The 25,472-nt window shown below is 58.8% G+C and carries 23 protein-coding genes and 1 pseudogene; 11 read left to right on the top strand and 13 right to left on the bottom strand.

Annotated features, from left to right (window positions below; all coding sequences use genetic code 11):
• Positions 1-5: 5 nt before the first annotated feature.
• Positions 6-1,985 carry a methyl-accepting chemotaxis protein gene (locus I6L47_RS16325; RefSeq protein WP_160882471.1) on the bottom strand — a complete coding sequence of 660 codons (1,980 nt, stop codon included), beginning with the start codon at positions 1,983-1,985 and terminating at the stop codon, positions 6-8.
• Between the two features lie 224 nt (positions 1,986-2,209).
• A complete protein-coding gene (locus I6L47_RS16320; protein WP_005340187.1) occupies positions 2,210-2,806 on the bottom strand; it encodes an OmpW family outer membrane protein in 597 nt (198 codons plus the stop codon).
• Between the two features lie 330 nt (positions 2,807-3,136).
• Here I6L47_RS16320 and I6L47_RS22625 point away from each other — a divergent pair, with 330 nt between their 5' ends.
• Positions 3,137-3,268, top strand: coding sequence for a hypothetical protein (locus I6L47_RS22625; RefSeq protein WP_019445201.1), 132 nt, complete (start codon positions 3,137-3,139; stop codon positions 3,266-3,268).
• Here I6L47_RS22625 and I6L47_RS16315 read toward each other — a convergent pair.
• The 9 genes and pseudogenes from I6L47_RS16315 to I6L47_RS16275 all read right to left on the bottom strand — a co-directional run bounded on the left by I6L47_RS16315 (position 3,265) and on the right by I6L47_RS16275 (position 13,085).
• Positions 3,265-4,937, bottom strand: a pseudogene (locus I6L47_RS16315) (diguanylate cyclase). The gene I6L47_RS22625 and the pseudogene I6L47_RS16315 overlap by 4 nt on opposite strands.
• 121 nt (positions 4,938-5,058) lie before the next feature.
• Complete coding sequence (uvrA, locus tag I6L47_RS16310) at positions 5,059-7,887, bottom strand: excinuclease ABC subunit UvrA (protein ID WP_064341415.1); 2,829 nt, start codon at positions 7,885-7,887, stop codon at positions 5,059-5,061.
• An 89-nt stretch (positions 7,888-7,976) separates the two neighbouring features.
• The gene (gene csgH, locus I6L47_RS16305; RefSeq protein ID WP_236367702.1) at positions 7,977-8,267 is read right to left on the bottom strand and encodes a curli-like amyloid fiber formation chaperone CsgH; all 291 of its coding nucleotides are present in this window, start codon (positions 8,265-8,267) and stop codon (positions 7,977-7,979) included.
• Positions 8,268-8,401: 134 nt separating this feature from the next.
• Positions 8,402-9,991 (bottom strand): curlin, encoded by a 1,590-nt coding sequence (locus tag I6L47_RS16300; protein WP_216947886.1) that lies wholly within the window; start codon positions 9,989-9,991, stop codon positions 8,402-8,404.
• Positions 9,992-10,025: 34 nt separating this feature from the next.
• Positions 10,026-10,547, bottom strand: coding sequence for a curlin (locus tag I6L47_RS16295; RefSeq protein WP_111901629.1), 522 nt, complete (start codon positions 10,545-10,547; stop codon positions 10,026-10,028).
• 187 nt (positions 10,548-10,734) lie between these two features.
• Complete coding sequence (locus tag I6L47_RS16290) at positions 10,735-11,574, bottom strand: CsgG/HfaB family protein (RefSeq protein ID WP_005355003.1); 840 nt, start codon at positions 11,572-11,574, stop codon at positions 10,735-10,737.
• Positions 11,575-11,581: 7 nt separating this feature from the next.
• Complete coding sequence (locus I6L47_RS16285; protein ID WP_019445195.1) at positions 11,582-11,983, bottom strand: curli assembly protein CsgF; 402 nt, start codon at positions 11,981-11,983, stop codon at positions 11,582-11,584.
• A gap of 11 nt (positions 11,984-11,994) precedes the next feature.
• Positions 11,995-12,438, bottom strand: coding sequence for a curli production assembly/transport protein CsgE (locus I6L47_RS16280; protein WP_216947885.1), 444 nt, complete (start codon positions 12,436-12,438; stop codon positions 11,995-11,997).
• Complete coding sequence (locus I6L47_RS16275) at positions 12,438-13,085, bottom strand: LuxR C-terminal-related transcriptional regulator (RefSeq protein WP_019445193.1); 648 nt, start codon at positions 13,083-13,085, stop codon at positions 12,438-12,440. The genes I6L47_RS16280 and I6L47_RS16275 overlap by 1 nt, the downstream gene beginning before the upstream one ends.
• Before the next feature lie 426 nt (positions 13,086-13,511).
• Between I6L47_RS16275 and I6L47_RS16270 the strand changes: the two genes are divergently transcribed.
• Positions 13,512-14,099 carry a single-stranded DNA-binding protein gene (locus I6L47_RS16270; RefSeq protein WP_005340181.1) on the top strand — a complete coding sequence of 196 codons (588 nt, stop codon included), beginning with the start codon at positions 13,512-13,514 and terminating at the stop codon, positions 14,097-14,099.
• A gap of 149 nt (positions 14,100-14,248) precedes the next feature.
• Complete coding sequence (locus tag I6L47_RS16265) at positions 14,249-14,992, top strand: ABC transporter substrate-binding protein (protein WP_254204870.1); 744 nt, start codon at positions 14,249-14,251, stop codon at positions 14,990-14,992.
• Positions 14,993-15,064: 72 nt separating this feature from the next.
• Here the strand turns inward: I6L47_RS16265 and I6L47_RS22620 are convergent, their stop codons facing one another.
• On the bottom strand, positions 15,065-15,190 hold the full coding sequence (locus tag I6L47_RS22620; RefSeq protein WP_019445191.1) for a hypothetical protein: 126 nt from the start codon (positions 15,188-15,190) through the stop codon (positions 15,065-15,067).
• A gap of 460 nt (positions 15,191-15,650) precedes the next feature.
• Between I6L47_RS22620 and I6L47_RS16260 the strand changes: the two genes are divergently transcribed.
• The 8 genes from I6L47_RS16260 (at position 15,651) to I6L47_RS16225 (ending at position 23,339) form a co-directional block, all read left to right on the top strand.
• A complete protein-coding gene (locus tag I6L47_RS16260; RefSeq protein WP_108613315.1) occupies positions 15,651-16,553 on the top strand; it encodes a cation diffusion facilitator family transporter in 903 nt (300 codons plus the stop codon).
• A gap of 146 nt (positions 16,554-16,699) precedes the next feature.
• Entirely contained in the window at positions 16,700-16,984 is a 285-nt protein-coding gene (gene yjbD / locus I6L47_RS16255; RefSeq protein ID WP_005340165.1) for a DUF3811 domain-containing protein, read from the top strand.
• A gap of 593 nt (positions 16,985-17,577) precedes the next feature.
• Positions 17,578-17,790 carry an RNA chaperone/antiterminator CspA gene (cspA, locus tag I6L47_RS16250; RefSeq protein ID WP_005316548.1) on the top strand — a complete coding sequence of 71 codons (213 nt, stop codon included), beginning with the start codon at positions 17,578-17,580 and terminating at the stop codon, positions 17,788-17,790.
• 306 nt (positions 17,791-18,096) lie between these two features.
• The gene (locus tag I6L47_RS16245; RefSeq protein WP_005340164.1) at positions 18,097-19,455 is read left to right on the top strand and encodes an NCS2 family permease; all 1,359 of its coding nucleotides are present in this window, start codon (positions 18,097-18,099) and stop codon (positions 19,453-19,455) included.
• Positions 19,456-19,693: 238 nt separating this feature from the next.
• Positions 19,694-20,764 carry a dihydroxyacetone kinase subunit DhaK gene (dhaK, locus tag I6L47_RS16240; RefSeq protein ID WP_064341830.1) on the top strand — a complete coding sequence of 357 codons (1,071 nt, stop codon included), beginning with the start codon at positions 19,694-19,696 and terminating at the stop codon, positions 20,762-20,764.
• A gap of 9 nt (positions 20,765-20,773) precedes the next feature.
• Positions 20,774-21,403, top strand: coding sequence for a dihydroxyacetone kinase subunit DhaL (dhaL, locus tag I6L47_RS16235; protein ID WP_144715297.1), 630 nt, complete (start codon positions 20,774-20,776; stop codon positions 21,401-21,403).
• 1 nt (position 21,404) lies between these two features.
• Positions 21,405-22,121, top strand: a complete 717-nt coding sequence (dhaM, locus tag I6L47_RS16230; protein WP_201913426.1) for a dihydroxyacetone kinase phosphoryl donor subunit DhaM — start codon at positions 21,405-21,407, stop codon at positions 22,119-22,121.
• Between the two features lie 135 nt (positions 22,122-22,256).
• Positions 22,257-23,339, top strand: coding sequence for a glycerol dehydrogenase (locus I6L47_RS16225; RefSeq protein ID WP_076362809.1), 1,083 nt, complete (start codon positions 22,257-22,259; stop codon positions 23,337-23,339).
• A gap of 94 nt (positions 23,340-23,433) precedes the next feature.
• On the opposite strand, the gene dhaR is transcribed toward I6L47_RS16225, so the two are convergent.
• Positions 23,434-25,335, bottom strand: coding sequence for a dihydroxyacetone kinase operon transcriptional regulator DhaR (gene dhaR, locus I6L47_RS16220; RefSeq protein ID WP_216947883.1), 1,902 nt, complete (start codon positions 25,333-25,335; stop codon positions 23,434-23,436).
• Between the last annotated feature and the right edge of the window lie 137 nt (positions 25,336-25,472).

The raw sequence follows: 25,472 nt of genomic DNA, 5'->3' as shown, positions 1-25,472 counted from the left end.
CCCTCCTAGACCTTGAAATGTGCGATCAATTGCTGCTGTTTGGCGACCAGGTCGGCCAGTACTTCACTGCTGCTGGCGGATTCGCGCGCCTCCCGCTCGGTCTCGTATGCCACATCGGCAATACCGGCGATATGACGAGCGACCCCCTGACTGACGGAGATTTGCTCCTGAGCGGCATGGGCCACCTGATCCGCCATCGACTTGATGGCACCCATCCGATCGGCAATGGATTGCAGCGCCACATCCATCTCGCGAGTCTGCTCGACACAGCTCTGGGTCTGCTCTTGGCTACGCCCCATCACTTCAACCACATGCTTGCTGGAGCTTTGCAGGTTCTCAATCATCCCCTGGATCTCTTCGGTCGAAGTCTGGGTGCGATTGGCCAGTGCCCGCACCTCATCGGCCACCACCGCAAAACCGCGACCTGCATCGCCAGCACGGGCCGCTTCGATGGCGGCGTTCAAGGCCAGCAGGTTGGTTTGCTCGGCAATACTGCGGATCACATCGAGAATGCTGCCGATGTTGTTGCTGAATTCCCCAAGCTTATAGGTGATGCCGACCGCCTCCTCCATGGCGCCAGCCAGCTGCTCGGTGATCCGGCGAGTGGTGGCCACTTTCTGGCGGCCACTGCGTGCCTCGTCATCGGCCAGATCCACTTCGCGCTTGGTGCCATCGGTAGAGCGGGCCACCTCGGTGGCGCTCACTTCCAGCTCGGTAATGGCGGCGGCCACCTGATCGGTCTGGCTCTTCTGCTCCTGTACCCGGGACATGGCCCGTTCGCTGATCTCGGCGGCGCGGCTCGCCTCATCCACCAGATGGCGGGAGCCCGCATTGATTTGAGAGAGTAGCTCGCCGGTCTTGCCCGCCAGCGTATCGATAGAGCGGGAAAGGCTGCCAAATTCGCAACTGCTGCGGTAGTTGATGCGGCGGGTCATGTCACCGGCCGCCATGTAATCGAGCTCCTTGTTGATCATCTGCAACGGGCGCTGAATGCTGCGCGCCGTGGTATAACCGATCACCAGCGCCGCAGCGGCCGACATCGCGGCAACCACTAGGATCCAGAAGCTGGCACTGCTGACCGCCGCATCGGCATTGATCCGGCTATCGCTGGCGATGGCACCGGCGGACTTGCCCATCTCATCAAGCAAATTGAGGCTGTTGACTAGACTGGCATCCAGCTGCTGGTTTTGCGTAGCCAGCGACAGCGCCAGTTGCTGGGCTTGACGCATGGTCGCCAGCAAGCCCTGCGCGCCGAGCGCCAGCTCCTGCATCCGATCCAGATTGGAGACAAAGCGCGCTTTCACATCATCGGGCACCAGCACCCGCTCCAACCGCTTGCGGGCCATCTCGATATCCTTGCTGAGTACCTTTTCCAGCTCGTTCAGGTCGGTTTTGGCATCGGCACGGCGGATATTCTTCAGATCGCGAGCGATACCCGAGGTAATGAGCTCCGCCTTGTTGCGCATGGAGCGCTTGCTGGCGGTTTGTTGCAGCAGCAGATCCGCCGCCCACTGGTAGGTATCCTCAAGGCGGATAAATTCCATCTCCAGCTTGTGGCGCTGCTCCAGCGCACTGACCCACTGCCGATGCTGGGCCAACACCTGATCCGCCAAGCCATAAAATTGGGTGGTAGCACTCTCGACCTGTTGGAAGCGGGTACGAGCATCCGCTACGTCGGTAAATTTCCCCATCTCCTGACTCAGCTGGGCGAAGCGGTTCTGCTGCTCCTTGAACTGATTGGCCAGCTGCGGCAACTGGGCGGCATCTTCACTGGTACGGTAGACAAGCACCCAGCGGTTACTATCCTGCAGTGCCCCCTTGAGACCTGCGACAGCCACCACCAGCGGGGTTGCCCGGTCAGATACGGCAGAGAGGCCGTCATTTATACCCTTGATTTTAAAGGTACTGATCACACCAAGCAGGATCAGCAACAGCAGCATCAACACGAATCCGGCGATGATCCGCTGCACGATAGATAAACCCATGGAGACATCCTCTCACTCATTGGGGGAAGGTAAAGTGAACATAGTCACTATCGGCAGGGGTGGCGAATAACTGAAATAAAGCGGCAGGTATTTAATTGATTTGTATCGGGTTGGATCACAGTCCAGACAAAATCAGCCAACCAAAAAAAGCCCGGCACAAGCCGGGCTGAAAGAGACGTACTTTGCTATCTGCCGCGATCCGTTCAGAACCGCAGTCAGAATCATTAGAAGCGGTAGCCAACACCCACCATAAAGGCCATCGGGTCAACCTTGGTATTAATGGTGCCAATCGCAGTATGCACATCGGTATCGATATCCATGATCCAGGCTGAACCGTTGACAAACCAGCGATCAGTGATCGCCATATCGATACCAACTTGTCCGGCAACACCCCAGGAGTCATCGACTTTGACATCGGTTCCTGACAGTGCACCACGACCCTCTTCATCAAAGAAGGTGGTGTAGTTCACGCCAATACCCACATACGGGCGAACCTTGCTTTGAGCATCGCCAAAATAGTACTGACCCATCAGAGTCGGCGGCAAATGCTTGATCTTGGCAACTTCAGCGCCACCCAGTTTGACTGAATGAGAGAAGGGGGTTGCAGCCAGCAATTCGACACCCCAGTTATCAGTAATCATGTAAGAGAGAGTCAATCCCAATTGCATGTTGTCATTAATTTCCAGCTCTACAGGCGTGCTGCTTTCCTGCGGCGATACAAATGCCAAACCACCACGAACCAGAATATCACCAGCCTGATGGGCCATGGCGAAAGGAGAGGTCACTGCAGCGGCAATCATCAGAGGAAGTAATTTTTTCATCACGTAATCCCTTTTTTTGTTTTCATTTGATGCTGTAAGCCCGCTGACTATATGCCCTTGTAAATGCAAAGTTATTGACTTGGAGCAAAGGTTGCACAGAAATAAATCGATTGGTGTGACATCTTTGCGCGCCATCCCAATCTCGTTGAGTCCCCAGATAACAAGCTGAAATGCCTGTTTCTGCAGGTTGTAACTCCCCGCACACAGCGCCAAAAGAGGCAAGCAAACCACATCTTATTGCGCGGCAGAGCGGCTATTAATTGTTGTTAATATGGGCAAATCAGCGTATTTTTTGCGCCATGCAAGTTACTGGGAAGTAATGGTTTGTTTATGAAAAATGAGTCGAAATGGCAAAAGGTGGGGGCCTTTCTCGCGGCCGTGTGGGGTATCGGATCCTTTCTCTTTATCCTGCTCGGTTTTATTGTCGCCCTGGCCTATCTGGTATTGGTACGGCAGGGTTAATCCGGGTTGACAGAGTGCAGCAGGGTGATATTCCCCCCTTCGGCAAGCTGTTCCGGAGTCTGGCCCATGCCCTCCGCAGAGAGGGTACCAGCATAGCCAAACCACCGATTTCGCCCGCCGACTTTGGCCTGGTACAGCGCCATGTCCGCCAGTTTGAAGCTGTGACTCCAGAATGAATCCGGACACTCCGGGTGCAACGGATAGCGGCAGAACCCCAGCGACACCGTCAACCAGAGTGGCGCATCCTCTTTGCCAAAGCGGTGCTGAGCGACACGCTGGCGCAGATATTCGACCCGCAGCGCCAACTCTTGCTCGTCATCCACCTGCAACAGCAACAAGAACTCCTCCCCGCCCAGCCGGATGATAGGCTCGCGCTCTCCTGTCACCACCTTGCGCAGCAGATCCGCCAGCTGTTTCAGCACCAGATCCCCGATGTCATGGCCAAGGCGGTCATTGATCCGCTTGAAATGATCCAGATCCAGCAGCAATAACAGACAAGGTTTGGCCCGGTTGGCCTGCAACCAGCCATCGAGATAGCGACGATTGAAGCAACGGGTCAAGGGATCGGTGAATGCAGCCATCTCCATCTGGCTGGATTTTTCCAACAAATCATCATGTTGCTGACTAACCTTGCTGGCCATCTCCCTAAACTTGCCACTCAGGGTCGCCATCTCGGCGCTGCTGTCGATATAGGGGATCAAGGTGGCATCTGGCCGATCGCCAAAGCGTTGCAGCGCCGACACCAGCTGCTGCAACGGGGTGAGCACAATGCTGTTGAGCCGATACATGGCGATCATGACGCAGATAAAACTGATAAACAGCATACCAATAAAGGTCCAGAGAGCCCCCTCCATGACGCCACTCAAGATCTTTCTCTCCTCCTCAATCACCAGAGTCAGCACCGGCTGGTTATCGCTGTTGAGCAGTCGCACCTCTCCCCTAAGCCGGGTGAGCCCAAGGTCGATCAGGCGATACGTTATTTGCGGTTTCAGTGGTTTGAAGGTAGCGGTGACATCCAGATTGGCGTGGGAAATCGCCAGAGGCATCGCGGTACGCTCCGATACTTGCTCGAGGTAGGCCTTGTCGAGCCAACGTACAACCAGCAAGAAACCGTTGAACGGAGCCGACTCTTCACTGTTTCTGATCGGCTGCCACGAGTACATCAGCGGCCCCCACTGGGAAGCACGGATCCCGTGCAGATTGATGCCCCCTTGCGCCACCGAGCGCTCCCTTAACTGCTTTTTCAGTTCATCAAGGAAGTAGGGAAACTGATCCGGATTAACCCCCGGCGCATCGGGTAGCAGGGTGCGCGTCCAGATTTCGTAGCCGGTGAGATCCATGAAGCTCATCAGGTTGAGACTAAAATCCCGCATCGGCATATCACTGAACAGATTGGATTCGATGTACCCCTGTTTTTGTTGTCCATAAAACGGTGACTGTCATCCCAGATGCCCCAATCCCGACTGAATGCATCCAGAGCGGCCACATCCGCCTGCACCGCCTTGGTCACGCGCAGCAGATGCTCCTTCATTCGCTGCTCTTCAATCCGGCTGGCGGCCGGGATCTGGGCCCACGCCAGCAGGACCAGCAATAGCAGGATCGCCCCCAGCCAGATGGGGAACATGGAGTAAGCCAACTGATGATCAATCGTGCGCGGAGCCTGAGCCATAACCCGATATATCCATTACCATGATGCTGAGATGCCAAACCTGCCCACACCTGACGAGCGTCCCCCTATGCTCCCGATTTTTATAACAAAAAGGGGCCAAAGGCCCCTCGATTATAACGGCTTATCGCGCCAATAGTGGCCGCAAAAAACGAGCTGTATGAGACTCTTTATTGGTGCAAATCTCTTCCGGCGTCCCCGTCACCAGAATGCGGCCACCACCGGCGCCTCCCTCCGGTCCCAGATCGACGATCCAGTCGGCAGTTTTTACCACATCCAGATTGTGCTCGATGATGACGATGGTGTTACCGCGATCCCGCAGCTGGTGCAGCACCTTGAGCAGTTGCTGGATATCGTGGAAGTGCAGCCCGGTGGTCGGCTCATCCAGAATGTAGAGGGTCTGGCCGGTATCCCGCTTGGAGAGCTCACGCGCCAGTTTGACCCGCTGCGCCTCGCCGCCCGACAGCGTGGTGGCCGACTGGCCGAGACGGATATAGGAGAGGCCCACGTCCATCAGGGTCTGCAGCTTGCGCGCTACCGCCGGCACCGGATCGAAGAACTCGCGGGCATCTTCCACCGTCATCTCGAGGATCTCGTGGATGTTCTTGCCCTTGTACTTCACCTCCAGGGTCTCGCGGTTGTAGCGCTTGCCCTTGCAGACGTCGCACGGCACGTAGACATCCGGCAGGAAGTGCATCTCCACCTTGATGACCCCATCCCCCTGACACGCTTCGCAGCGGCCCCCCTTCACGTTGAAGGAGAAGCGGCCCGGCTGGTAGCCGCGCGAACGCGCCTCCTGGGTGCCGGAGAGCAGCTCGCGGATCGGAGTGAACAAACCGGTATAGGTGGCCGGGTTGGAGCGCGGGGTTCGACCGATGGGGCTCTGGTCGATATCCACCACCTTGTCCAGATGCTCCAGCCCCTCCACGCTGCGATAGGGTGCCGGGGTGGACTCGGTCGCCTTGTTGAGCTCGCGGTGGGCGATGCGGAACAGGGTGTCGTTGATCAGGGTCGACTTGCCGGAGCCGGAGACGCCGGTAACGCAGGTCATCACTCCGATGGGCAGATCAAGATTGACGTTGCGCAAGTTGTTGCCGCTCGCCCCCTTGAGTTTTAGCCACTTGCCGGTAAGCGGGGTACGCTCGGCCGGAATGGCGATCTGCTTGCGACCGGAGAGGTAGTCACCGGTCAGCGATTCCGGATTGTCGATGATCTGCTGGGGGGTGCCCTGCGCAACAATCTCGCCACCGTGCACGCCAGCCCCCGGGCCGATATCCAGCACATGGTCGGCGAGGCGGATGGCATCCTCGTCGTGCTCCACCACGATCACCGTGTTGCCCAGATCGCGCAGATGGGTGAGGGTCTTGAGCAACCGCTCGTTGTCGCGCTGATGCAGACCGATGGAAGGCTCATCGAGTACATACATGACGCCCACCAGCCCGGCACCGATCTGGCTGGCCAGTCTAATGCGCTGCGCTTCGCCGCCTGAGAGAGTCTCGGCACTGCGGGACAGGCTCAGATAGTTGAGACCGACGTTCACCAGGAAGCCGAGCCGCTCGACGATCTCTTTCAATATCTTCTCGGCAATCTGGGCGCGCTGGCCAGTGAGGTTAAGCCCCTCGAAGAAGGCGAGCGCATCGCCGATGGACTGCTCGGCAATGGCCGGCAGGTTGCGGTTGTCGACGAAGACGTGACGCGCCTCTTCCCGCAGTCGGCTGCCACCGCAGCTGGTACAGGATTTGTTGGCGATGTATTTGGAGAGCTCTTCACGCACCGAGTTGGACTCGGTTTCGCGGTAGCGCCGCTCCATGTTGTGCAGGATCCCCTCGAACGGGTGCTTGCGCACCACCACATCGCCGCGATCGTTCATGTAACGGAACTCGATCTCGGTACGACCCGAGCCGCGCAGGATCACCTCCTGGGTCTTGACCGGCAGATCCTCCCACGGCGTCTCCAGATCGAACTTGTAGTGTTCGGAGAGGGATTTCAGCATCTGGAAGTAGTAGAAGCTGCGCTTGTCCCAGCCACGAATGGCGCCGTTGGCCAGACTGATGGCCGGATCGCCGATCACCTTGGCCGGATCGAAATATTGCTGCACCCCGAGGCCGTCGCAGGTCGGGCAGGCACCGGCCGGATTGTTGAAGGAGAAGATGCGCGGCTCCAGCTCCGACATGGAGTAGCCACACTCCGGGCAGGCGAAGTTGGCGGAGAAGGTCATGGGGGCAACCCCCTCCTCCCCGTCCATTGGCACTACCAACACGATGCCGCCGGAGAGGGTCAGCGCCGTCTCGAACGACTCGGCCAAACGCAAGGCAAGGTCCTCGCGCACCTTGAAGCGATCCACCACCACCTCGATGGTGTGCTTCTTGTGCAGCTCCAGCGTAGGAGGATCGGAGAGATCGCACACCTCGCCGTCGATACGGGCACGGATGTAGCCCTGGGCCGCCAGATTTTCCAGCAGCTTGGTGTGTTCCCCCTTGCGATCACGCACCACCGGGGCCAGCAGCATCAGCTTGCTCCCCTCCGGTTGAGCCAGCACCTGATCCACCATCTGGCTGATGGTCTGGGCGGCGAGCGGAATGGCGTGGGTCGGACAGCGGGGCTCACCGACCCGGGCGAACAGCAGACGCAGGTAGTCGTAGATCTCGGTGATGGTGCCGACGGTCGAGCGCGGGTTGTGGGAAGTGGATTTCTGCTCGATGGAGATGGCGGGCGAGAGCCCCTCGATATGGTCGACGTCCGGCTTCTCCATCAAGGAGAGGAATTGGCGGGCATAGGCGGAGAGGGACTCCACATAGCGGCGCTGCCCCTCGGCATAGAGGGTATCGAACGCCAGAGAGGATTTGCCCGAACCGGAGAGGCCGGTGACCACGATCAGCTTGTCGCGGGGCAGGGTCAGATTGATGTTCTTGAGGTTGTGGGTGCGAGCACCCCGGACCACGATCTTTTCCATCTTGTTGCACGCTCGATACAGAAACCTGAGCGAGTCAGTATGGCATAGAGACTACTGGATGAATAGACAGTCATGAGATGAAATGCGCATCATCCGGCGCACGCCATCTGCTCTTTTTTCTCCACCAGCAGCCGCTCGTTTTGCCATATCCGGGCGGTGACCTCGACCCGATAGGGGCAACGCAAACCCAGCCCTATTTTGCCAACCGCCATGACCACTCCAGCCTGCAGCGACAGATTACGGCTCTGGCGCTGAGTCGTGCTCCCGGCCGCCCCTTCGCTGCGCACCAGCAACCTGACACTCACCGTCACGTCGCGCTTGCTGAACAGCGTCGGTGCAAGTGACAGCCCCTGCTCGCTCTGCACCATATTGAGGGACAAGCGGATCGACGGATCGGGTTCTATCTCGGTTTCCCTTGCAGTTACTGGTGAAGGAACGCAATAAACCAGCATCAACCCACAGAGCAGTACCAATAAAAGAGGGGCCCGCAGGCCCCTGAATCCGGAGATAACCATCAGTTGCTACCAGAACCCTGATAGACATAGGCATGGTTATCGCTGCCCAATACGGTCACATTGGCAGTATTGAGGCTGTCGGTTTGTGCTACGTCGACTTCATTATTGCCACCGCCCATGCCGCCATTGACGTAAACGTTGGCCACATGTTTTTCACCGAACTGGCTCACGGTGAGCGTGTTGTCGCTCCCCAGATAGGATTCGACCTTGGCGCTGTTTAGTTTCCCATCCTGAGTCACTGTCACCACAGAGTCAGAGTGAGACGCATCGGCATAAGCCCAGTTGTCAGTGCCTTTCTGAGCCACGACCAGCTCGTTGTCCGAGCCCCAGGTCCAGGCTCCTTTGCCCTCAACGCCACGCGCGGCGGCAACCTGGTTGCCAGTGCCGTTCTGGTCAATATCGACCTTGTTGCGACTACCTTCCTCTTGCACTGCATTGGCATAGTTGTCGCTACCCAACTGATCGATAGTGACAGACCCACCCACGCTGCTGGCCAGCTGATCAACCACTGCCTGGTTATTGCTGCCATTCTGAGTGACCTGTGCAGTGTTGCCAGACCCCTGCTGGTTGGTATCGGCCTGGTTGCCATTACCCAGCTGAGTCACGACCGCCGTTTCACCAGTACCGCTCTGTCTGGCATTGGCGATGTTCTCGTTACCATTCTGGGTGATGGTCAACAGATCCTCAGAACCTCTCTGCTCAGAGTCGATCTGGTTACGACTTCCGGTCTGGGTCAGAAGGGCGGTTTCACCGGAACCAGCCTGCTTGGCCAGCAGGTTGTTCCCTTGTCCGGCGGTCGCACCAGACTGCTGGGCTGTCACGCTGCCAGCGGTCCCGCTTTGCTCCACCGTTGCCACGTTGGCCAGCCCCAGCTGAGTGACCTCTGCAGTGTTGTCATTGCCACTTTGCTTGACGACCGCAGAGGTGCCCTCGTTTGCGCCGTAACCGAAGTTGCTGGTACGTTGTGCGACTAAGGCCGTGTTATTGCCACCCTCTTGAGCCACGCTGGCAACGGCACCATCGGATTCGCGTTGATCGACATCCGCAATATGCCCACCTTCTCCTGACTGGGTAATGGTTGCGCTGGCATAATCAGACCAGTAGTTATTGATCTGCGCGCTGTTACCATCCGCTTGCTGCTCAATCACTGAAATGGCGCCGTTACCATCATCCTGTTTAATGAGAGCATTGTTACTGTCACCGAGCTGGCTCACCCGAGCCGTGGCCTCACCGTTGTAGTACTGCTGGGTAATCGAGGCCTTGTTCAGCTGCCCGCTGGTATCAATGGTCGCGGTCGATTTATTGGTCACCCCCTGCTGCAATACCTCCCCTTTGTTCTGGCCGCCGGCTTGCTTGATATCAGCAGTGGAAGCACCGGTATTGCGCTGTTCGGTCGAGGCGAGGTTGTCGTTACCCTGTTGATAGATCGCCGCCTTGTTAGCCGTGCTCTCCTCGACCTGCTGGATGTACGCCAGGTTGCCGGTGGAGAATTGAGCCTGAGTCACCTCAGCCTGATTGCCAGTAGATGCCGCCCAAGCGGTGCTGGTCGCCAGAAGAACTGCCGAGGCAATGATGGTACGTTTAAACATGATTTCCCTCTCGTGCTAATGGTTGAGCCTAGGCTCAGTTGGTTTGAACGACATTTACTTGCTGATTGGCTCCCGTCTGAATAACGGTTGCCGCCAATCCATACCCGTTTTGCTCGATGCTGGCCTGATTGCCATCACCCAGCTGGATCGCCCGGGCCTGATTGTCTGCCCCTTGCTGACTGATCCAGGCTTCATTGCCGCTGCCTTGTTGCAGCAGCCAAATCCGGTTATTGATGCCCGCCTGATAGAGCTCGGCGCTATTGCCCTCGCCCAGTTGCGCACCATTGACCCAGTTCTCATCTCCCACCTGGGAGAGCGCCAACTCATTGGCCCAACCCTGTTGCAGCAGACGCGCCTGATTCAGCTCCCCTTGCTGGGTGAGGTGCAGTTGCTGCTCGCTACCGAGTTGCCACAACAGCGCCTGATTCCCATCGTTCTGCAGACCGGAATCCAGCTCGCTTGCCATCGCCAGCTCGTCGAAGACGGCAGGCTCTGCGGCGAGTTGCGGGGCGCCCGATATCAGCAGAAAAAAGAGAGCACTCAACAGGTGTTTCATCGCGCCATCGCCTTGTTGGAAAACGCCCACAGTATCCCTGTCAGACCAAAGGCGGCCTATCAGGCACTCCGCTGATTCGAGGATGAAAAGCGCCGCCCTGTCGCTGAGCAGAAAGTCTTAATTCGTATTCGATGGAGGCCAAAAAAAATGCCCTCCACCAGGGAGGGCATTGCGCGAGCGGGAAAACTCAAAGCAGCGGGGCATTGTCTTGCAGGTACTCCTGCAGGATCGGATTGTCGATATCCCGCTGGTCAGCCAGTTGCCACAGATTGTCCCGCACGCCATTGGCTATTAGCCGGATCACCCCGGACTCGATAGCCGACATGACACACATCTGTACCGGCTCATTGGTGCTGAAACCGGCCTCGGCCTCCAGCAGGCGCTTGTACTCGACGAAGCGGAATACCCCGGCCTGCACCTGTTGCGACAATACGGTCTTGGAGGTGGTGACACTGTTCAGGATCCGGCCTGAACGGATATCGACGGCACGCAGATTGACCGTCACCTGATCGACCCGATACTCCCCGCTGGCGCCGATGCCAAAATACTTGGCCCCCGCCCCGCCGGTTCGCACATTACTGTCATAGGCGACGATCCCCCCCTCGATCAGGATGTTGGCGGCGACCAGCGAGGGCAGTTGATTGGCATTGTTGCCGGGAACATTGGGCTTGTTCTGGGCCGCCCGCACAATCTTGCGCTCGGTCAGCAGGTTCTGCAGCCCTTCCCGCTCCAGCGGCACAAACCATTGGGAATCCCACAAGGCCGTGCTCAGCATGGCGACCCCGCCCTGGGTGACCGCCGTGGAGAAGTTGGAGGCTGGTGCTGGCAGGTACTGACCGGTCTGATCGCGAAAATCGTAGACGGCCGCGACAATTTTCCCTTTTGGCTTGGGCAGACTGATCAGCTCCTTGTAAGAGACGGATCGCGGCATCAGGGTTGCCTTCTCATCGGCAACGGGCGAGCCGATATGGGTCGCACAGCCAGCCAGCGCAAGCAGGGGCACTATCAATAACAGTTGTCGTTTCATCGCGCCCTCAGTCGGCAATCAGGCCATTCACTTCGATCATGGTGGTCTGGTTGGTCACCCGGTCGGTGATCGAAACCACCAGAGTGCCATCTTCATCCACCACATTGATGGCAAAATCATCGGTCACCAGACTGCCGCTCTGGCTGCCATCCTTGCCGATATCGGCCAACAGCTGGCTGATCAGGCGGGATTGCAGGTTGGAGGTCAGGCGATCCAGCGCCGAGGTGCCGCTGCTACCGCTGCCACTGGCGGGATCCTTGTAATCATTCTGCGCATTGGCGGTGCCAAGCAGATGACTGCTGTTGAGAGGGTTCCCCCCAAAGCTGGGGTTGACGGGGCGATAGACAAGCTCCGACGCATGGAGCGTTGGCGCTATCAGTGCAGCAACTAGCCATAACCGGGCACGCATGAGAAATATCCTTATAGTTCATCATGTTCCAAATCGAAGGTATCCATGAACAGGGTCGCGATCTTCTGCTGTTCGAGTGTCTGCCTGACCTGTGACCAAGCCAGTTTGGCGCTCTGCTCCTGCTGATTGCGGCCGGGAGAGAGCGCGGTTTTAAAAATCACCTTCCGGTTATGGGTGATCCAGATCAGGCTGCCCCAGCGGGCTGTCGGGCGCTCATGAATCGTCAGATTTTCTCTGGCATCCGGGTCTTCATCACTGCGCAACCGGGTAAATTCGTTATAAAAGCCCTGACCGAAGCGGGTAAAAGTGCGATCCAGCACCAGACCATCCACATCCAGCCGATCACTCTCCTGCTCCGGCTGTACCGACTCCAGCGGTGCCTCGGCCTCGGCCGCTACAACGGTCGTGCAGCCCCAGAGCAGCGCGAGGCAACACGCCACAGAGAGCGCTTTCATCAGTGGGAGTCCGGAGTATCGAGATATTCTTTGGCCCAGCTCACCGCCTGGATCCGGTTCTTCACATTCAGCTTTTTAAAGACGTTATAGAGGTGGGATTTGACGGTGTGCTCGCTGACAAACAGGCTGTCGGCGATCTCGACATTGGAGGCGCCCGTCATCAGATAACGGATGATCTCCTGCTCTCTGGCGGTCAGCAGAGTGTCGTTACGCAGCAGATAGCTATTGCCCTGGCGATAGTATTCGACCAGCTCGCACAGCAGGTGGCGCGGCATCCAGTACTCGCCCAACAGGATTTTCTGCAACCCGGCAACCAGTCTGTCGAGCGGATCCTGACGGAAAAACAGACCACAGATCTGCGGCCACATCAGCAGCAGGTCGCGATCCGTCGCAGTGGGAGCATTGAGCAGCACAGTGGTCGCCATGCCAAAGCGTTCGGAGATCGCCCGGTTCCAGCCCAGTGACTGGCCAGAGCGGATATAGTCGAGATCGATGAGAAACAGCGTGCCGTCACACTGGTTATCTAGCTGATTAATCTCGTGGATTAGCTGGACGGGACGGCTCAAATGAGAGATGAGGTATGCAGCAAATGTGCTGGCCTGCACATTATTTTCAGTGACCAGTGCGATCGGGCATGCGGCTTTCATTGTGTGCTCTTCCTTGAACCTGTAAACCACCTAATCTGGCCGACTGAGTCTACCAAGGAGGTATGGGAGCACAATATTAAAAAAGTATGAGAATGGATCTCATAAGTATCGTAACCATATGTTTTTAGTCGATTTAAAAACCGATTACAATTCGCCAATCAGCCAGCATAACAGGAATATATGGCAGAAATGTGATGCCGGACGCGCCGGAAACAGCTGCAACCCGACCATCACTGCAGCAGGAGCCAACAGTTGCCTTTGGCACATCAAGCAGGTTAAGGATGCTGCCAATCCGCTTCGCAACTGTTACTATGACCGTCACATGCGTCTGCGGGACATTGCGCCCCGCACACAGCAACTAATCAGGTATCTAGTCGTGTTGGACCAGGTTTCGACCTGGCCGGTAAATAAGGTGGAAGAGAGATTATGGCCAGTCGAGGCATCAATAAAGTCATTCTGATCGGTAACCTCGGGCAAGACCCGGAAGTACGCTACATGCCGAGTGGCGGTGCTGTGACCAACATTACTCTGGCTACCTCCGAAACCTGGCGCGACAAGCAGACCGGTGAGCAGAAAGAGCGCACCGAGTGGCATCGCGTCGTCTTCATGGGCAAGTTGGCCGAAGTGGCTGGCGAGTACCTGAAGAAGGGCTCCCAAGTCTATGTGGAAGGCAAACTGCAAACCCGCAAATGGCAGGATCAGAGCGGCCAGGAGCGCTACACCACTGAAGTGCTGGTCGACAGCTTTACTGGCGTGATGCAGATGCTGGGTGGTCGTCCGCAAGGCGGTCAGGGTATGGGCCAGAACATGGGTGGCCAATCCCAGGGTAACTGGGGTCAGCCGCAGCAGAGCATGCCTGCCCAGCAGCCGATGAATCAGCAGCGCCCGGCGCCAGCTCCGCAGCAGAATATGCAGCCGCAAGGCGGTTATGGCCGTCCTGCACAGCAGCCGCAATCTGCGCCGCCGGTATATAACGAGCCGCCGATGGATTTCGACGACGATATCCCCTTCTAAGAACAGAATATTGAAAAGGCCCTGATAACTCAGGGTCTTTTTTTATGCACTCAGGCTGAACCTCTCAGCCCGAAAGGGATATAACGCTTTTTGGTTGCCTCCCTTACAGTGATAGATATCCTCCACAGGAGCGCTTTGTGAAAAGTGCAATGAAACTGCTCACCCCTTTATTGCTAATGCTGACCAGCATGCTCTCCGGCCAGTTGCAGGCAACGCCACTCAAGGTCGGGGTCAGCTTTGCCATCCCCCCTTATGTCATCGAAAGTAATCAGCGTGGCATTGAGCTGGATCTGCTGAAAGAGGCGTTCGCTGGCAGCGGCTATGAGCCCAGCTTTGAATTTCTGCCGCTGGAGCGTACCTTCCGCCTGTTCGAGTCAGGAAAGCTGGATGCCATCATCAACGTCAGACCCGGTATGGTTGATCCTCACGTTCTGACCCAGCCCGTTATCACCTTCCATAACCGGATCTTCACCCTGCGCAGCGCCCACATCAGTACTCTGGACGACCTGCATTCAAAACGGGTCACCGCCTTTCAACGGGCAAGGATCATTCTGGGGGGCGCGTTCGCCACCATGGCCAACCAGAATCCCCACTATGAGGAGGTAGCCAAGCAGCAGGTGCAGGTACATCAGCTGATGCGCGGCCGGGTGGATGCAGTCGTACTGGAGGAGCGGGTGTTCTACTACTACCTCGATCAGCTGATTGCCACCGCCCAGGCAGGCGAGCACTACGAGCGCAATCAGGTCAGGCAAGCAGACCTCTTCCCGCCCACTGTCTATCATTTTGCCTTCCGAGCGGCCGATGCCCGCAATCTGTTTGATAAGCGCCTTGAGGCGATGCGTCAGGATGGTCGTTATCACCAGATTTTCGCGGCTTACGGCGCCACACCGTGAGCCACAAACATAAAAGCCAGCCGGTAAGGGCTGGCTTTGTACTGGCTCCGAAGGAACAGCAGTAGGGGAGCGTTACTTCATTGCGCTGCCGTTTTTCAGTTCTGCTTTCTGACGTTTGGCTTCGCGTTTCTCTTTCAGTGACATCTGCGGTTTTTTCTTGGCATCTTTGCCGTTGTGATGTTCTTTGTTACTCATCATCAAACTCCAAAAATGTTACCCAGACAGTTGGTTCCTCATGGGAGCCAGCATGCCATCCGAATCATCAACTTCAGTACGCTTGGTGGGATGGTGCAAGACCATCACCAGACCCAGCATACCCTCCAGCGGCATCCGGATCCAGCCTCATTCTCGTCCAAAAAATGCCGCGCGCAGCCCCTTGAGCGGGGAGGCCAAACGACCTCGACAGGAAAGACCAAAAAAGAGTAATTCGCATTATTAAATGTTGTCACGCTTATATTAAGTCATCGTTACCTAGATATTTTCACGGATAAATATAAATCCCTCTCATTATTTATTGCTGCGCAAGAGGTCACCATTTTAATAAGCATTCGCAATATCATCAGAAACATCAGGTTACAACACCGAATAGGTTATTTCCGGTCAGCCGGATATAATGCGCGCCGCACCGAAATATCCGTTTTTATTCAGGAAGCTGTACATGAACAGAAAAACCAGAGCCGCCATGGTGTCGGTCTGCTCCAATATCAGTCTGATCATCATGAAAATGGTAGCCGGGTTCGCCAGCGGCTCGGTCAGTATCATCTCGGAGGCGATCCACTCCGCCATGGATCTGGTGGCGGCCCTGATCGCCCTGTTCGCGGTGAAAAAGTCCGATCTCCCGCCCGATGAGAGCCACCCCTATGGTCACGACAAGATTGAAAATGTCTCCGGTGTCATCGAAGCACTGCTTATCTTGCTGGCCGCAGGCTGGATCATCTTCGAAGCTGTCGACAAGCTAATCACCCCCAGCCCGATTGAAAGCATTGGCTGGGGCGTGCTGGTGATGGTGATCTCGGCGCTGGTCAACAGCGGCGTCTCAGCCTACCTCTACAAGGTGGCCCGGGAAGAAGAGTCAGTTGCATTGGCGGCCGATGCGCTCCATCTCAAGGCGGATGTGCTCACTTCAGCCGGTGTCGCCGTCGGTCTTGGCGGGATCTGGCTGGCCGGTCTGTTCGGCCATTCACTCGCCATCCTCGACCCGCTGGTCGCCATTGCGGTCGCCATCTTTATTGTCAGAGAGGCCATCAGCATGCTCAACGAGGCCTTCCAGCCGCTGATCGACCAGAGCATGAGCCCGGAAGAGCTGGCGATGACCAGCCGCATCATCACCGAATGCTGCCCTGCCGCCAGCGGTTTCCACGATCTGCGCAGCCGTCGTGCCGGACGCCGCCGCCATATCGACTTCCACCTCACCCTGCCCCCGGAGATGAGCATCGGCGAAGCCCACGATATCTGTGATCGCATCGAACACGCCATCATGGCGCAGCTGCCCCACGCCATCGTGCTTATCCACGTCGAGCCGGAGGAGCAAGAGCTGCCCTCGCCGCTCGCCATAAATTGAAATGTGGCAAACAGGCGGGAAAGTGGCAGCGAAATAACGGAAAGTTGGCACAAACCCGCATTTTTACTGCCGGAAAGCCGATTGCATAAGAAGTGATCGGCACAACTGTGTTAGGGTGTCTAACCACCCTGCCGCAGGAGCGCGCCGTGAAAAAGCTGGAAATGAAAGATCTCACCGAGGCCGAAAAAGCCGAGATAGCCTTGTTATTGCAAAAAGCACAAGCCAATGCAGACCACCAGCTGACCAACGGAGAGCGGAACAAGATCCGCGAAGAGGGTCGCCTGAAAATTGTGGCCGACCGCGCCGAAGCGGCCAAGGCAGCCTCCAAGCTGGCTCGCGAGAAAGCCAAAGAGCGCGCCAAGAACCAGGTACTGCCGGAAACCTTCAGCTGGATTGATTCGGTCAGCAACAAGTTTCGCAGCAAGCGCTGATCCCCTCTTGCAAAACGCCCGCTGGCACTTGTGCCTGCGGGCGTTTGCATGTCTGGGCGATGCTCGATGAGCCAGATTTGGCGCCGCCATTGATTTGCCGCTCAGAAGCTAATCGCAGCAGCAAAGAAGTGATTTACATTGTGAGTTAGAGAGAACGCCAACTGACAATCCCATCTATCGCCAGCTTTTCATTTTTTCTCATATTTTTTGCCAGAACTGGCTACATAGTCAGGACAAAAAAGCTGAATCCGGCTTGCAACAGGGTGATATGAGTCTGCACTGATTTTTCTATGCCGTTGAAATGCATCATGTTTACTATAAAAAATGATATTTTTGGCTGTTACAAAACATTAATATCGAGATAAAGTTTGCTTTAAAAATGAGAGCGTGTTTTAATCTTTCTCGATGGTTCGGCAGTTCAGACCTGATTATGTTAGGCAGTCATTTTAGTAAAGCAGTGATTAGCATAAGCGTTATCCTCGGATAATTCTTATCAAATAATTCTCCTTCTTTAGTGCTCCCCATACGTATTGCTGACGAAAAATCAAAAATTGCCACTTAGGTGGCATTCAACACTATTTAAGGAAATTATTATGTCTAACAAAATGACTGGTACCGTTAAGTTCTTCAACGCTGAGAAAGGTTTTGGTTTCATCTCCCCGGCTGACGGCAGCAAAGACGTGTTCGTACACTTCTCCGCTATCCAGTCCACCAGCTTCAAAACCCTGGACGAAGGTCAGCGCGTTGAGTTCACCATCGAGCAAGGCCAAAAAGGCCCGGCTGCTGCCAACGTAGTTGGTCTGTAATTCAAGCCGGAGCATGCTGCTGATGGCTTATGCCAACTGCTGACAGCTCTGCAAGAATTTAAAAAAACCCGCTTCGGCGGGTTTTTTGTTGTTCCCCGCTTTTTTCCTCACTGATCTCCCCTCCCCCGACCGCTTGATCCCTCCCTTACACGCTCTCACCGCTTGAGTCTTAGAATGAGCTCCGAATGGACTCAAAATGTAAAATAGTGACGAAAAAGTCAGGTTATCCGCTGTATTTGCCGCGAATTCTTGCTATTTTGCGCGCCACCAACGCAAACGATTTCCTTCACACTTTCAGGATTAGTTATGGCAAAGCAAGATATGGCCGCCCAAACAGGGACTGGCGGCTTTCTGGACTCTTATTTTTCCATTTCTGCGCGCGGCAGCAGCGTGCGCCAGGAGCTGGTCGCGGGGCTGACCACCTTCCTGGCGATGGTCTACAGCATCATAGTGGTGCCGAACATGCTGGGTGCTGCCGGCTTTGAGCAGGGCCCGGTGTTTGTGGCCACATGTTTGATCGCCGCCTTCGGCTCCCTGCTGATGGGTCTGTGGGCCAAGCTGCCGATGGCTATCGGTTGCGCGATTTCCCTCACCGCCTTTACCGCCTTCAGTCTGGTGCTGGGTCAGGGACTGAGCATTCCGGTCGCGCTGGGCGCCATCTTCCTGATGGGTGTGCTGTTTACCCTGATCAGCGTCACTGGCGTGCGCCAGTGGATCCTGGATAACCTCCCCTCCGGCATCGCTCACGGCACCGGCATCGGTATCGGTCTGTTCCTGCTGCTGATCGCCACCAACGGCGTTGGCATGGTGATCAAGAACGAAGGGGCCGGTCTGCCGGTGCAGCTCGGTGAGGTCACCGCCTTCCCGGTGATCATGACGGTGCTGGGTCTGGCCGCCATCTTCGGTCTGGAGCGTCGCAAGGTGCCGGGCGGCATCCTGATGGTGATTATCGCCATCTCCATCCTCGGCCTTATCTTCGACCCGAAAGTAACCTGGCAGGGCTTCTTCGCCATGCCGAGCCTGACCGGTGAGAAAGGCTCACTGGTTGGCAGCATGGATCTGCTGGGCGCCCTCAATCCGGTAGTCATTCCGACCGTACTGGCGCTGGTGATGACCGCCGTTTTTGACGCCACCGGCACCATCCGTGCCGTGGCCGGTCAGGCTGGCCTTATCAACGAGCGTGGCCACATCATCAGCGGCGGCAAGGCCCTGACTGCCGACTCCGTCAGCAGCATGGTGGCAGGTGCCGTTGGTGGTGCTCCGGCTGCCGTCTACATCGAATCCGCCGCAGGCACCGCGGCCGGTGGCAAGACCGGTCTGACCGCCGCGCTGGTCGGCGTGCTGTTCCTGCTGATGATCTTCCTCTCCCCGCTGAGCTATCTGGTACCGGCTTACGCCACCGCACCGGCGCTGATGTATGTCGGTCTGCTGATGCTGGGCAACGTCACCAAGCTGGACTTCAGCGACTCGGTCGATGCCCTCTCCGGCATGCTGTGCGCCGTCTTTATCGTGCTGACCTGCAACATCGTGACCGGCATCATGCTGGGCTTCGTGGCGCTGGTCGTTGGCCGCATCTTCGCTGCCGAGTGGAAGAAGCTGAACGTCGGCACCGTCATCATCGCCCTGGCGCTGGTGATCTTCTACGCCGGTGGCTGGGCAATCTAACCCGTCCACATATTCCGGTTATAGCCAAGGGCCCTGCGGGGCCCTTTTTCATGGCTGTGAGTCAGCTAACAGTTTCCCGCCCGCTTGCCCTGCGCCGTTTCAGATTGAAACACCGAATCCCCTTCTGCTGTTTCAAATCCGAACCAAACAGGCCGTCATTTTTATCCCTCTTTCTGTCGTTAGACTGGCTCCATCAACCATTTGTCCACCCGTGCGGTGGCAAGCCAAGGAGTGAGCTATGAAGAAACTGATCAATGCCGTCGATGCCGTGGTCCGTGAACAACTGATGGGGATGGCGGCCGCCCACCCCGAGCTCAAGGTACGTATCGAACCCCACTACATCACTCGCGCCGACTCCCCCGTGATGGGCAAGGTGGCGCTGGTCTCCGGCGGTGGCAGCGGCCACGAGCCGATGCATGGCGGGCTGGTGGGCAAAGGGATGCTGGATGGCGCCTGCCCCGGCGAGATCTTTACCTCTCCGACCCCGGATCAGATGTACGAGTGCGGTCAGGCCGTTGATGGCGGCGCGGGCGTGCTGTTTCTGGTGAAGAACTACACCGGCGACGTACTCAACTTCGAGACCGCGGTCGAGCTGCTGCACGGCGATGGTGTAAAAGTGGGCTTCGCCCTGATCGATGACGACGTGGCGGTCAAAGACAGCCTCTACACCGCCGGCCGCCGTGGGGTTGCCACGACAGTGCTGTGCGAGAAGCTGGTCGGTGCCGCCGCCGAGGCGGGCTACGATCTGGCGCGTTGCGAGGCGCTGGCCCGCCGCATCAACAACCAGAGCCGCACCATAGGCGTGGCCATGCATGCCTGCACCGTGCCTGCCGCTGGCAAGCCCTCCTTCACCCTGGCGGACAACGAGATGGAGTTCGGCGTCGGTATCCACGGCGAGCCGGGCATCGAGCGCCGCCCCTTCACCGACCTCAATACCCTGGTGGACGACATGTTCAGCGAGCTTGCTGACAACACCCCCTATGGTCGCACCCTGCGCCACTGGGATCGCACCAGCGGCAGTTGGCAGGAAGAGCACACCTTTATCGAACCTCTCAACAAGGGTGATCGGGTCATCGCGCTGGTCAACAGCCTCGGCGGCACCCCGATTTCAGAGCTCTACGGTGTCTATGGTCGCCTCGCGACCCTGTGCGAGGAGGCGGGCATCCATCTGGTGCGCAACCTGATTGGCCCCTACTGCACCTCCCTCGACATGACCGGCATCTCCATCACCCTGCTCAAGGTGGATGATGAGCTGATGACCCTGTGGGATGCCCCCGTTCACACCCCCGCCCTGCGTCGCGGCTGCTAAGGAGACCCCATGTTAAGCAAGCATCACATCGTCAACTGGCTGCTCGACTGCGAACACATCTTTACCGAGCAGCGTGACTACCTCACCGCGCTGGATACCGACATCGGCGACGGCGACCACGGCCTCAACATGCAGCGCGGCTTTGCCAAAGTGGCCGAGAAACTGCCTGCGGTGGCGGACAAGGATATCGGTCAGGTGCTGAAAACCACCGGCATGACCTTGCTCTCCTCGGTCGGTGGCGCCAGCGGCCCGCTCTACGGCACCTTCTTTATCCGGGCCGCGGCCAGCAGCGACGCCTGCCAGAGCCTGAGCCTCAGCCAGCTGTGCAAAATGCTGAGTGACGGGGTCGAGGGGATCGTCTCTCGCGGCCGTGCCGAGCCCGGCGACAAGACCATGTGCGACGCCTGGTGGCCGGCACTGGCCGCCCTGCAACAGGCGCAGCAGCAAGAGTTGTCGCTCAACGAAGCGCTGGACAAGGCAGTAGCGGCCGCCGCAGCCGGTACCGAGGCCACCATCCAGATGCAGGCCCGCAAGGGGCGCGCCAGCTATCTTGGCGAGCGTAGCATCGGCCATCAGGATGCCGGGGCCACCTCGACCCTACTGCTGCTGACTGCCCTGCGTGACAGAGCGAGGTTGTGACATGATCGGAATCGTAGTTGTCTCTCACAGCGCCATGCTGGCGGCCGGCTTGAAAGCGCTGGCCGACCAGCTCGGCAGCCCGGCCCGATTGCTGCTGGCGGCCGGGGTCGATGACCCCGACCACCCCATCGGCACCGATGCCATCGCGGTGATGAGTGCGATTGAAGAGGCGGATGACGGCAGCGGCGTGCTGGTGCTGATGGACTTGGGCAGCGCTCTGCTGAGCGCCGAGACCGCCCTCGAACTGCTGCCCCCTGAGCTGAGCGCGAGGGTGCGGCTCTGCCCCGCCCCGCTGGTCGAAGGCACTCTGGCCGCAGTGGTGGCGGCCGGTTCCGGCCTGACGCTGGACGAGGTAGCCGCCGAGGCGCTCGGTGCCCTTGGCCCAAAACAGGCGATGCTGCCAGCCAGCGCGGCGCAGACCGCCACCGAGACGGCCCCCGTTGCCGATGACGGCTGGCTGCGCTGCGAGGTGGTGGTGGATAACCCCCACGGCCTGCATGTGCGCCCCGCAGCCCGACTGGTGGCTGCCCTCAAGCCCTTTGCCGCCGAACTCAAGCTGCAAAAGGGGGACAAAGAGGCCAATCCCCGTAGCCTGACCCGGCTCGCCATGCTCAACGTGCGTCAGGGCGACCAGCTCACCCTGCTGGCGCGCGGCGAGGATGCCACCGCCGCCCTGGCCTGCTTCCAGCAGCTGGCCTTTGATCGCTTCGGCGACTGACGCCACTGTTTCAAGGGCTGCACTCGCTCGCTGAGCCTGTGCTGCACCACTGTTGTGCAAGTAAAGACGAAGGAGTCCCCGGCACAGCCGCCCCTTCGCCCCGATTCTTAATTCATAAAGAGAGAGGGATAGAATATGGACCGCATTATCATCAGCCCCAGCAAATACGTACAAGGCAACGGGGCCCTCGCCAATATCGGCAACTACGTCAAGGCGCTCGGCAGCAAGCCGCTGATCCTGGCCGACGCCTTCGTCACCAAGCTGGTTGGCGATACCGTGGCTACCAGCTTCCACGGCGCCGGCATCAAGCCGGAGTTCGACTGCTTCAACGGCGAGTGCTCCCGCCCCGAGATCGACCGCCTGCTGGCCCGCTGCAACCAGACGCCGTTTGACGTCATCATCGGCATCGGCGGCGGCAAAACGCTGGATACCGCCAAGTCGGTCGCCTTCTACCAGAAGGTGCCGGTGGTCATAGTGCCCACCATCGCCTCAACCGATGCCCCCACCAGCGCGCTGGCGGTCATCTACACCCCAGAAGGGCAGTTCAGCGAATACCTGATGATCCCGACCAACCCCAATATGGTCATCATGGATACCGGCGTGGTCTCCCGCGCACCGGTGCGGCTCTTGGTCTCCGGCATGGGGGATGCGCTCTCCACCTATTTCGAGGCGCGCGCCAACAAGGTCTCCGGTTGCCAGACCATGGCCGGTGGCGCCTCCACGCTGGCGGCGCAGGCCATCGCCGAGCTCTGCTACAAGACCCTGCTGGCCGACGGCTACAAGGCCAAGCTGGCGGTGGAACAGGGGCTCTGCACCAAAGCGGTGGAGAACATCATCGAGGCCAACACCTATCTGAGCGGTATCGGCTTCGAGAGCAGCGGTCTGGCCGCCGCCCACGCCATCCACAACGGCCTGACCCAGCTCGCCGAGTGTCACCACCTCTACCACGGTGAAAAAGTGGCGTTTGGTACCCTGGTACAGCTGGTGCTGGAGAACGCGCCGATGGCGGAGATCGAAACCGTGCTGGGCTTCTGCCGCTCGGTGGGCCTGCCGACCAACCTGCATATGATGGGGGTCAAGGAGCTGGATATGGCGCGCCTGATGGAGGTGGCCAAAGCCTCTACCGCCGAGGGCGAGACCATCCACAACATGCCGTTCAAGGTCACTGCCGAGGATGTGCTGGCGGCCATCGTCACCGCCCACCAGCTGGGGCTGTAACCACGCCACCACTGACCTGCCATATAAAAACGGCCCCGCATCTGCGGGGCCTTTTCGTTTTCAGCGGGCCTGTTGGCGAACGGTCGGGCCGGCGTCAGCCGTGATAGTCAGCGGGATCGATCTCGAGCAGTTTGAGCCGCCGCCAGAGGGTGGTGCGGCTGATACCCAGATGCTGGGCCATCTGGCTCACCTGCCCCTTGCAGGCATAAGCGCAGCGCAAAATGGCTTGCCGCTCCAACTCCGCCAGCGTGAGCAGCGGTTGCCCCACCACCTCGTCTGCCACCCGCTGATAGCCGTGGCGAATGGCGGCGGGCAGCGCCTCGGGCGGGAGCGGCCCCTGACCGGCATGAAGCAGCGCATGCTCGACGGCGCTGCGCAGCTCCCCCAGATTGCCGGGCCAGGGATAGGCGAGCAGACAATCGAGGGCCGCCGGACTGAACTGGCGCACCGGTTCGCGCCCCTGCGCCCCTAGCTGCTGGCTGATAAGGCCCGGCAGATCGGCCGCGCGCTCCCGCAGCCCCGGCAGCCACAGCTCGCACGCCTGCAAGGCATAGAGCAGCTGGCGGCCAAACAGCCCCTCCTGTACCAGCTGCTCCAGCGCGGCGCTGCTGGTGGCAATGATCCGCACCTTGAGCGGCAGGATGCGGGCCGAATCGAAGCGCTGGATGCGGCCGGTCTTGAGCAGTTGCAGCAGCGCCGCCTGCATCGGGGCAGAGAGGCACTCCACCTGCTCCAGCACGAGCGTGCCACCGTGGGCCAGCTCGAACTTGCCCGCCCGCTCCTGCCCCGCCTCGTCGGAACCCATCAGCTCCAGCGCCATCCGCTCGCTCGGCAGCGCCTTGCAGTTGAGGGTAATGAGCGGCCCGGCGGCCCGCTCGCTGCCAAAGTGGATCGCCTCCGCCAGCTGGGCCTTGCCCACCTCCTCCTCGCCGCGCAGCAGGATCGGCCCCTGACTCTGGGCCGCCTGCCGGGCGTAGCGCAGCAGCTTGCGCATGGCGCTCGATTCCCCCACCAGCGCCGACAGCTCGGGCACCGTTTGGCGCAGCTGATGAATGGCCCGCAGCCGATCGACCGGGTGCAGCAGGGCGATAAAGCTGACCCCCTCCGGCCCCGGCAGCGGCTTGAGGCTCACCAGCGCATTGATAAACTCCCCCTCCTGAGCGCCGAGTCGCTCCAGCGTCACCTCCACATGACTCAGTGGCGTCTGCCCCTTGATGGCCAGCTGCAACCGCTGGGGCAGCAACAGGTGCTGCTCCAGCGGCTGGCCAAGACAGAGCGCCGGATCGAGCCGCAGCCGGTGTGCCGCCAGCGCGTTGAGGTAGCGCAGCCGACCCTGCGGGTCCCAGGCCAGCACGCCGTCATCCATACCATCGAGCAGGGCGTAAAGCTCGCTCAAGTGGTGCTGGGACTCCTGCATCAGGGTCTCCATCTGCAGCAGATGAGCCAGCTCGCGCCCGGCACTGACGGTGAGCGCCAGATCGCCCGCGCTCGCCTCCTCCACCTTGCAGATCAAGGCGATGATGGCGACCTGACGGCCATTGCTGTTGTAGACCGGGCTGGCGCAGCTGTGCCACAGGTGGAGGGTCTGGTTGAAGTGCTGGGGGCCGCTGACGCAGAGCGGTACCCCCTCCAGCGCCGCCAGATTGATGGCATTGGTGCCGATGCGCCCCTCGCTGAAAAAAGCGCCGGGGCCAAACCCCAGCGCCGCCAGCTCGCGCAGGGTGTCGGGGTGGCCGGTCTGGGCCAGCAGGCAGCCACTCTCGTCGGTGAGCAGCAGGGCGCAGGGGCGCCCCTCCATAAATTCGTAGAGATCCTCGAGGGCCATCTCGCCGGTGGTGAGCAGATCCCGCTTGCGCTGGCGCAGGCTCTGCAAGGTCTGCCCCTTGGCGCTGTGGGGCGGATGCCAGAGGGTGGCACTGGTCTGGTGGGCGCAGCGCAGCCAGGATGCCTGCAGATAGTCGGGCCAAGCAAGCAGCGGCTGAAGGTCAGATGGCATGGTCACAGCAATATCCGGCAAGATGTGAGCCGACCATTTAACCACGCCAGCGCCCCCGATTCAGTGACCAGCCTCAGAGGGTGGCAAGTCCGTCCCCATCCCGGTCGGGTTCACCGTCGGCAAATTGCTGGCCGAGC

It is taken from the genome of Aeromonas sp. FDAARGOS 1417 (assembly GCF_019046985.1).
Lineage (GTDB): Bacteria > Pseudomonadota > Gammaproteobacteria > Enterobacterales > Aeromonadaceae > Aeromonas > Aeromonas veronii.
This window is presented reverse-complemented; position numbering and strand designations above follow the sequence as displayed.